This window comes from Bacillus sp. AR13-1, from assembly GCF_008042285.1.
Taxonomy (GTDB): Bacteria; Bacillota; Bacilli; order Bacillales; family Bacillaceae_G; genus Bacillus_A; species Bacillus_A mycoides.
Window position 1 is genome coordinate 1 of sequence record NZ_QNUA01000028.1, and the last position, 8,623, is coordinate 8,623.

The 8,623-nt window shown below is 32.4% G+C and carries 9 protein-coding genes; 4 read left to right on the forward strand and 5 right to left on the reverse strand.

Annotated elements, in window-relative coordinates; genetic code table 11:
* Window positions 1-64: 64 nt before the first annotated feature.
* A complete protein-coding gene (locus DN408_RS20520) occupies window positions 65-262 on the reverse strand; it encodes a hypothetical protein (protein ID WP_147740378.1) in 198 nt (65 codons plus the stop codon).
* Between the two features lie 330 nt (window positions 263-592).
* On the reverse strand, window positions 593-2,023 hold the full coding sequence (locus tag DN408_RS20525) for an IS4 family transposase (protein ID WP_147740379.1): 1,431 nt from the start codon (window positions 2,021-2,023) through the stop codon (window positions 593-595).
* Window positions 2,024-2,239: 216 nt separating this feature from the next.
* On the opposite strand from DN408_RS20525, the gene DN408_RS20530 reads away from it, so the two are divergent.
* Complete coding sequence (locus tag DN408_RS20530; RefSeq protein ID WP_002204277.1) at window positions 2,240-2,767, forward strand: GNAT family N-acetyltransferase; 528 nt, start codon at window positions 2,240-2,242, stop codon at window positions 2,765-2,767.
* A gap of 327 nt (window positions 2,768-3,094) precedes the next feature.
* Here DN408_RS20530 and DN408_RS20535 read toward each other — a convergent pair whose 3' ends face one another.
* On the reverse strand, window positions 3,095-3,259 hold the full coding sequence (locus DN408_RS20535; RefSeq protein WP_002166777.1) for an aspartyl-phosphate phosphatase Spo0E family protein: 165 nt from the start codon (window positions 3,257-3,259) through the stop codon (window positions 3,095-3,097).
* Between the two features lie 569 nt (window positions 3,260-3,828).
* Between DN408_RS20535 and DN408_RS20540 the strand changes: the two genes are divergently transcribed.
* The 3 genes from DN408_RS20540 to DN408_RS31560 all read left to right on the forward strand — a co-directional run bounded on the left by DN408_RS20540 (window position 3,829) and on the right by DN408_RS31560 (window position 5,872).
* Window positions 3,829-4,311 carry a thioredoxin family protein gene (locus tag DN408_RS20540; protein WP_002166778.1) on the forward strand — a complete coding sequence of 161 codons (483 nt, stop codon included), beginning with the start codon at window positions 3,829-3,831 and terminating at the stop codon, window positions 4,309-4,311.
* Between the two features lie 40 nt (window positions 4,312-4,351).
* Window positions 4,352-5,566, forward strand: a complete 1,215-nt coding sequence (locus DN408_RS20545) for a DUF418 domain-containing protein (protein WP_147740380.1) — start codon at window positions 4,352-4,354, stop codon at window positions 5,564-5,566.
* Between the two features lie 159 nt (window positions 5,567-5,725).
* The gene (locus DN408_RS31560; RefSeq protein ID WP_179957910.1) at window positions 5,726-5,872 is read left to right on the forward strand and encodes a hypothetical protein; all 147 of its coding nucleotides are present in this window, start codon (window positions 5,726-5,728) and stop codon (window positions 5,870-5,872) included.
* Window positions 5,873-6,641: 769 nt separating this feature from the next.
* On the opposite strand, the gene DN408_RS20555 is transcribed toward DN408_RS31560, so the two are convergent.
* Both DN408_RS20555 and DN408_RS20565 read right to left on the reverse strand, forming a co-directional pair.
* Window positions 6,642-8,063 (reverse strand): IS4 family transposase, encoded by a 1,422-nt coding sequence (locus DN408_RS20555; RefSeq protein ID WP_147740382.1) that lies wholly within the window; start codon window positions 8,061-8,063, stop codon window positions 6,642-6,644.
* Window positions 8,064-8,228: 165 nt separating this feature from the next.
* The gene (locus DN408_RS20565; RefSeq protein WP_113710123.1) at window positions 8,229-8,603 is read right to left on the reverse strand and encodes a PH domain-containing protein; all 375 of its coding nucleotides are present in this window, start codon (window positions 8,601-8,603) and stop codon (window positions 8,229-8,231) included.
* Window positions 8,604-8,623 lie beyond the last annotated feature (20 nt).

Genomic DNA, 8,623 nt, shown 5'->3' on the forward strand with positions numbered 1-8,623 from the left:
TTTCTTAACTTGATAGCGATGTGGTGCTACCCCTTAATGATTTTCTTCTTAGTCAAAAATTTATTTACGTCATAAACAAATAACCAAAAATTATTACAGAAATCACCAGTCCCATAGCAGCACCTAATAATATTTGCCCATCAGTATCAGTCCAAAATTCTTTTAAATCTGCTTTTGCCTTTTTCCTATTTTCGCCTGTTGAAAATAGATAACGAATAGAATATATAACTAGTAAAAAAAATGACGTGATTATATCTATCATGACTTATGTACCTCCTAATATATGTGTACCTTTAATTAACCAATAATTGCCTTATACATTATATCAGCTAGGGTACATGGAAGTATAATAAATTATTTGTATAATCTATTTTATTAATCGATATCGTATTATGATGGTTCATATCAAAAAAGACATCTAATAATTCCTTAACGTACGAAATTCGCGTTATGTTGGCGGGACCCCATGCCCATCAACCTAAGATTAAATAAAAGTCCATTCAACTAGATTTTTTCTGTTTTCTAAAGAGGTGATATCAGCTATCTAAAAATCTGCATACCAAATAAACCCTAACGGGTTTCAATTTTTTAATTAAGCTACATGATTATGAGTAACGAAGCAATTGTACATGACACCCAATATATCAAAGACTGTTTTCTTCTCATATCGATGAGATTTCCTTCCGTTTTTCTGCAAAAAATTAAACAAACGAAGCAAGATTTTTGATAGTTCTTGAGTATCTTTTTGTAGAGCTTGATAAAGAAGTAGAAAGTAATCTTTAATAATATAAACCGCTTTATATTCACTCAGCTCTCGTTTCTTCTTGGTGAGGAGTAATTGACGCATTTGAAACATGGTGGAGGAGCAAAGAAGGATACTAATTAATTGTCCATATAAATGACATTCTAGCCGTTCTAATTTTACAGAATTACAATGATGAATACGAAAAAATGATTTCCATGTTTTAAATATTAATTCAATTTGCCATCGTAAGGAGTAAAAATCGTATACTTGTTCTCTTGGTAGGTATTCCGAAGGGATATTCGTAATGTAAAAGTTGATTGCACTAAGTCGCTTACTGCGTTCTTTATAGGTGATTTGCTTCTTGTGTTCTTTAGAAGCTAAGTCCTTTTGTCTACGTTTCATTTGCGTTTCAGTTAATTTATACAGAATAAGTCTTGCAGGAAGTTTTTGATACATTCCAATATAAATCTCAGGAATCTCATATGTTTCACCAGACTGTAATTGGTCAATAAATTGCTCCATATCTAGTTGGACGTACTCAGAGTGCTTTTTTATTGTTCCATTTTGAAAGTATTCAGGCTCTCTATTCTTCTGATATATACGAGTATTGAGCTTTAATCGTGAAATAAAATAAGCACCACACTCGTCTATCATATGCAGATCTTTCAAATCAAAATATCCTAAATCACGTATACATACATCGTGCGGTTGAAGAGACGTTAAGCACGTAGAACCATAATTTTTATCATTGTGCTTTCCAGACCCTACATGAACATGTAAAAACTGACCACTAAGTAAATCGTACTCTAGTTGAATTTTTACACCAGCACTATGACCACTACCTCCTGAACCTTGATGTGTAAAAGCAAATTTATCTGGAATCTGAAAATGTGTAGAATCCAATACACGAATACTGCGAAAATGGTTTGTATATACAGTTGAAATCTTACTAGATGTACAGAGTTGTTGGTGGAGTAAATAAGTTAATATTTGTTGTAAAAACTGCACAGCCTGAGAATTAAATCGTTGATTGAGTCCTTCTGGACTCATAGAAATACCTGTATTCGTTTCTAAGCGACTACATAATTGTGTCAATGAAGTATGAGCTATATTTTGGCCTAACCAAACACATAGAGCCACTAAATCTTGAGCACGGTATTTACTTTTTCGTTTAACAAACCCTATCTCTCTAGCTAATTGTTCTAAAACATGTGGTGACATATATCGTTGTAATTCTTTAGAAAATAATTCTAGTTCATTAGAAATCGATAAATTCATACCAAAAACGCCATCCTTTCTGTATATTTCTACAAAAAGAATAGCGTTTTTTTCGTTATATGGATATAAAATTATTTTAATTTGATGGAGAAGTGTTGTGCACCGCTATTTAATAGACTATAGAAAAGGTATAAGTAATGGGTATCATGGAAAAAAACGGGAAAATATAATAAACTTAGAAAGAACTATTTATTACTGTCTAAAGGGGCGAGTTATATGAATGTTAAAATAGACGAAAAAACAATTACAACAGACCGGCTTTATATGAGAAAAGTAAGTTTAGAAGATATTGATGATATTTATAACATCGTAAAACAAGATACAGTCGGTAAATGGCTTGCAGCATCTAGAGGGATGACAAAAGAAGAAGCAAAAATATATGTTGAAAAATTCGTAGATCATTGGAATCTATATGGCTTTGGTGTATGGGCAGTATTAAATAAATGTACTGGGGAAATTATAGGACATTGTGGCTTAAGATATGTAGATCAAAAAGAAGAGGAAGTTGAAATTATGTACCTTTTAGATCCTGCATCTTGGGGAAGTGGTTATGCAACAGAAGCTGCAAAAGCATCTATACAGTATGCTGCTAACTCGATGGAAATTAAAAAACTAATTGCGAGAATTAAAATTACAAATGATAAATCAAAAAAGGTATTGGAGACACTCGGGTTCCAATTTGCTTATGATAAGGATTATCCAGGGAAAAAACTATCCCATTATGAAATAAAATTGAAGTCATAAACAATTTTTAAGAACAAAATTCATGGAAATGTAATCAAATTCTTATATTCAATATTTATTTATGTACAAAAAAGCTAGTAGAATACTAGCTTTTTTGTCCTTCTTATAAGAAGGATTATGGTAATTAATCAGGTCGCTTGTTTAACAACAGCAATCCTTTTTACGTATGTAAACTTTGGTTAGTTTATGTTGTCTTCCGTTTTCGAATCTCATGTCATCAACGCTTACGATAAGATAACTACATGTAGAAGGGGAAAAATTTCGTTTAGGGGATACTTTAAAATCTTAGCTTGATGGGCATGTGGCGGGACCCCGTAAACTGTAACTTCATTCACCTTTATTAATATTATTATATATACATTCATTAATTAATATATCAATGTCTTGACTTAAATACAAAACTTGCTTATGGGTAAACCCATACTTCTCTACAAGTTTAATTAGTTCTTGTTTCTTTGATTCAATTAGTTTTTGTAAATCTCTCATCTCCATCTCTTTAAAAACTCCTTTAATACTATTTAGCAGTTAAATTATAGTATAAATATAAAAATAAGGGAACTGGTAATTTTGGTAATTGAGATTTAAGGTGGAATTATATATGCAATAATCTATATATGCAGAATTACATTTAAAATCTTCTATATTGATGTTATACTAAGATTAATCGAGAAGCATCTAATTAATTATGATTAATCACTACATTTTCTTAAATAGCATGTCAACGTATAAAAAGACACTTTAAATAGTGTCTTTTTGTACGTTTTGACCCCTAATACTAGGGTAGAACTAACACATAGTTATAAACTGTATAGAATCCCCTATTGTATGTTGTTTTCTTTTTTTATTATTATTCTGGTACGTGAAATTATAATGATTTTGTTTGTTTTTTTGTCACTTGTAAAAATTAATATAGCATTCTATATAGATTATATGGTAATATATAAGTAGAAAATTTGTTACCATTGTTTATACTCTATTGTACGTAGCGTGAAGGACAAACCTTACGCCCAGTTAACTCGGGCGAGGTTTGTCCTTTTTTTTATTTTAAGGAGGAATTTACTATGAAAAAAATGTATAAAATCGGAGCAGTTGTAACCACCCTATTCGTTGTTTGTATCACGATCTTCACTTTAACAAAAAATGAATCCGTCAAAACAGAAACTGTAACACCAGAAAAAGCAATTGTATCTGCTGTAGATGCAGAAAGAGCACCAAAAAATATAAAAGATATTTCAAAAGAAGAATTAAAGCAAAAAATAGAGTCTCAGGACGAGTTCATTGCCTATTACTATCAACCAGCGTGTCAATATTGTAAAAAAGCTGCCCCAGATATCAATAGCATGTCGCAGAAACATGATAGAACCATTTACCGTATTGATATCTCTACACCAGAAAATCAAAGTGCATTCCAAGATTTTAATATTCCTGGTACTCCTGTAGTTGTGGCTTATAACAAAGGACAAGAGGCTGAACGCCTTGAAGGAGCAGTGTCAGCTGCGACATACGATGGATTCTTTGCAAGACGTAATTCGAGCGCTAGCTAATATAGTGCTCGTTTTTCTTTTTTGAGAAAGGAGAATTTAGATGCAACAAAAAGTTCGTATTCATTCGTTAGACATGATAAGAGGTATAGCCATACTATGTATCTTATTTGCTAATCTACCTACTATGACAGGACTAGATTCCTTTAATCAAGCAGGTTACTCCGGTATAGATAAAGTAGTTCGTTTTCTAGTAGATTTACTGATATCATCAAAGTTTTATACCATTTTTGCATTCTTATTCGGCGTGGGATTTTATATCTTTATGAGAAATACAGAAAAAAAGGGGTATCCCATATATAAACTATTTAGTCGTAGGTTATGTATTCTATTACTATTTGGTGTAATTCACTTTATCTTTCTGTGGTATGGAGATATTTTACATGCATATGCTATAGCAGGTTTTGTTCTATTGTTCTTTTATAAGCGGTCTACTAAGCTTATTTTTATAACAGGTTTTAGTTTTTTACTAGTTAGTTATACTCTACATGTTATTTTATTTTTACATGCAAGCCCTTCTATTCCTGAAGAGATACCAAAATACTATCAATATATGTTTACAGGCAACACTACTAATCACACAGTGAATCTATTTTTAAATTATTTACATCAAGTAAAAGCTCGTTTGTTCTTTCTTATGACACAGGAATTTCAGCAACTTCTAATAGGGATCCCGGAATATATTGGGTTATTTTTAATAGGTTTATGGGCTGGAAAGAAGAATATTTTTAGACGCGTATCGGAACTCAGAGGGAAAATTCAAATTTTACAGTGGAGTTCGCTATTCCTATCATGTCTGCTCTCCCTCCCTATCATCTATTATTTTATAGAAACAGATATCTATTACTCTAGCCATATCCAGTTATGGATTCTATTCGGAGGAAAATCCCTCGCTATATTCTACATATGTTTTCTTCTTTTAATATGCGAGAATGAAAAATATGTAGGGTGGCTACAACCTTTTATGTCTGTTGGTAACTTTGCTTTAACTAACTATATTAGCCAAAGTATACTCACGCTAATGATTCTCTCAGCGTGCTTCCAGGATATTTCACAATTAACATACTGGCAGCTATGTATCTTTGGGATTCTTATTTGTATCGTACAATGTATATTCAGTACACTATGGAGTAAGTATTTCCGATATGGACCTATCGAATGGCTATGGAGAAAATGGATTTATAAATGGGGTACCGCCAGTATTTCGGAAAAAAACCATGCTAAGAGCATTCAAGATTTTATACAGTTTTTCGGCTAATCCAATAACAAACGAAAACCCTAAAACCCACGCCAGGATAGGAATGTATAAAATGATGCATAGAATAATACAAAAAGAAAACGCACAAACCCAATTGTATCAAAGGTTTGTGCGTTTTCTTTGCTACCGATAATAGGACGTTATGTTAACTATACTTGTATGGAATATACAATCCAAAAAACACCGCACATCACTTTTTTGAAATGGTACAATAAGGAAAAAGGTGAAGATTTCATCATGAAAAGACAGGTCAATCATTTATGGATGAGTATTTCATGTTTCATGCTAGCCGTGGCTTCTGGATAAGTTACGTATGGACAATATGTAGAAGGTATAAGAAAAGCAATTACATGGGTACTCATAGCATTAAGTCTAAGCAATTTATTGATGGGTTCGTTACATCTGCGTAAGCATCGGAAAAATGTAAAATCACAAAACCTCTTAGAAAATAATTAGAGGTAACTGTAATGAAAAGAAAGGAGAACAAGAAAAATGGAAATGCTCATTACGCTTCTTCTAATAGGAGGGATGGCTGCCTTACGAGTAATAGCAATAAGTAAGATAGAACTTCAAACAAGTGAAAGTCGAGTTGTAACTTGTCCAAAATGCGGTAGGAAAATTAGGAGAGGAAATTATGCCCCCTATTGTAATCATTGTAACGTAACATTTTGACTTCCGCTAACGCATGTTATGTTAACTAAATTAGCTTAAGATTAAGTCATTGGAGGAAAAAGTATGAAAAATAAAATACCTCTAATAACATTCATTTTAGCTGCTTTATTTGTAGCTGGAGGTTTTGCATTCTTCTACTGGATCAAAACATTCCCATTCAACTAAAGAAACCTAACTACCGATAACACTAATTATGTAAACGAGCTGTCTATATGGGCAGCTCATTGTATTTTTTGCTTAGCGTGAGTTTATTCAAAAATGCTAGCGATACCCCATCGCCATCAAGCTAAGGTTAGGTATTCCATGAGCTTCCGTTCTTGTTGCCTACATGCTTGCTATTTTGTTTATTTGTTTTTAAAAATACGCATTCCAAATAAACCTTGATAAGGTGTATTTTTAAAGGTTATGCAGTTTTCTGCTTTAGATTGGATACAGTGCACTGATAAACAACGCCTAAAATATCAAAGACTGTCTTTTTCTCATATCGATGGGATTTTCGTCCGTTTTTCTGTAAGAGATCAAACAGACGAAGGAAAATTTTTGATACTTCTTGGGTGTCTTTTTGTATAGCTTCATATACTAAGTACAAATGATCTTGAATCATATAAATTGCTTTATATTCACTTAATTCTTTTTGTTTTTTCTGTAGTAACAGCTGTCGCATTTTGAACATAGTGGAAGAACAAAGAAAAATAGCGATTAACTGTCCATAAAGATGACATTCTAGACGCTCTCGCTTAATATTGTGACAATGATTGATACCAAAAAGAGATTTCCATGTTTTAAATACAATCTCTATTTGCCAACGTAGTGAGTAGATATCATGAACCTGTTCCATCGGAACAATTTCCCATGGTATGTTGGTAATATAAACGTTGATTTCTGTTAATCGTTTACTTTTTTCAGAGTATGTAACTCCTTTTTTCTTTTCAACATAAGATTGCTGCTTCCTACGTTTATGAATTTGAGTTGATGTAAGTCTGTATATCACAACTCGTGAGGGTAATTTTTGTTGTCCAACATAGGCATTCCGAATCTCATAAGTATCTCCTGGTTTTATCTGATGCATGATATCTTCAAGGTCAAGTAAAACATATAAAGATTGCTTTTTAACTGTCCCATCCCGAAAGAATTCTGGCGATTCATTTTTTACATATACTCTATTATTTAATTTCAACCGTGAGACATAGAATACCCCTCGTTGATCCATCTGGTCTAAATCTTTTAGAGAGAAGTATCCTAAATCTCGAATACATAAATCTCCTGGGCATAAGGTATCTAAACACTCTGTACCAAAGGTTTTATCTGGTTCCATTTGAAAATTGAGGAATTTCCCACTATGTAAATCATACTCTAGTTGAATCTTAATACCGGCTGTTTGTGCACATCCTCCTGAACCAGGATAAATAGGGGATAAATGATTGGGTACTTGAAAAATAGTAGCATCTAAAATACGTATACGTTGAAAATAAGAAGTATATTGGTTTTGGATTTGAGACGAATCGTTTAGTTGGCTTTTGACTAAAAGAGAGAATATACGCTGTAGAAATAAAACAGCGCATCGGTTAAAACGTTGATTAAGTCCTTCTGGACTCATGAGTGTAGCTGTATTTGCATAAAGCTGACTACATAATCGAGTGAGAGAATCGCTTGCTACATGTCGACTGATCCAAATACATAAAGCAGCCATATCTCGTGCGCCATACTTACTTTTACGTTTTACAAAACCTGTCTCCTGTGCGAGTTGTTGGAAGATATGTGGAGATAGATATCGCTGTAGTTCTTCAGCGAATAAATGAAACTCATCTTGAATCGATAGATTCATACAAAAACGCCATCCTTTCTGCAAATATTTCTACAACGATAATTTCGTTTTATTCGTTTAACCTTTCCGTTTATTTCTACAAAAAGAATAGCGTTTTTTTCGTTTTATGGATACAATTTTTTAGCTTGATGGATGTGGCATCCTACCCCATATATGAATTTATACTTATTTATTTACTGGAATTACACTAAAAAAAGATTTTAATTTAGAGAATGCTTCTAAATCTCCCATTGTTGAAAAAATTTCTTCTTCTTTATGATGAACAACAATTGAAGGGATAGTCTTAAGCATCCCAATAGATTGTTTCTTTTCATTAATCTTCATTATTTCTTTATAATCAATTTCAATAAGAACCTTATTTACTTTCATTACTTCTGTATAAAAAAACATTCTCATATTCGTTGCTACTAAAGTTCCAGGTATATTAGGGCTATTAAACACATTACCAGCTAATATTGAAAGCCCGCTTTGGTTTTTATAATACGCTTGAATATAATTTTTCACCAATTCATTCTCATACAACAGATCTTGTTTTATCATAAATATCTCTCCTTATATGG

Excerpts from the sequence above, each read along its gene's own strand:
- DN408_RS20535 (WP_002166777.1), bottom strand. The coding sequence starts at position 3,259 with ATGGAGATGAGAGATTTACAAAAACTAATTGAATCAAAGAAACAAGAA.
- DN408_RS20525 (WP_147740379.1), bottom strand. The coding sequence starts at position 2,023 with ATGAATTTATCGATTTCTAATGAACTAGAATTATTTTCTAAAGAATTA.
- DN408_RS20545 (WP_147740380.1), top strand. The coding sequence starts at position 4,352 with ATGCAACAAAAAGTTCGTATTCATTCGTTAGACATGATAAGAGGTATA.
- DN408_RS20565 (WP_113710123.1), bottom strand. The coding sequence starts at position 8,603 with ATGATAAAACAAGATCTGTTGTATGAGAATGAATTGGTGAAAAATTAT.
- DN408_RS20540 (WP_002166778.1), top strand. The coding sequence starts at position 3,829 with ATGAAAAAAATGTATAAAATCGGAGCAGTTGTAACCACCCTATTCGTT.
- DN408_RS20520 (WP_147740378.1), bottom strand. The coding sequence starts at position 262 with ATGATAGATATAATCACGTCATTTTTTTTACTAGTTATATATTCTATT.
- DN408_RS31560 (WP_179957910.1), top strand. The coding sequence starts at position 5,726 with ATGGAATATACAATCCAAAAAACACCGCACATCACTTTTTTGAAATGG.
- DN408_RS20555 (WP_147740382.1), bottom strand. The coding sequence starts at position 8,063 with ATGAATCTATCGATTCAAGATGAGTTTCATTTATTCGCTGAAGAACTA.
- DN408_RS20530 (WP_002204277.1), top strand. The coding sequence starts at position 2,240 with ATGAATGTTAAAATAGACGAAAAAACAATTACAACAGACCGGCTTTAT.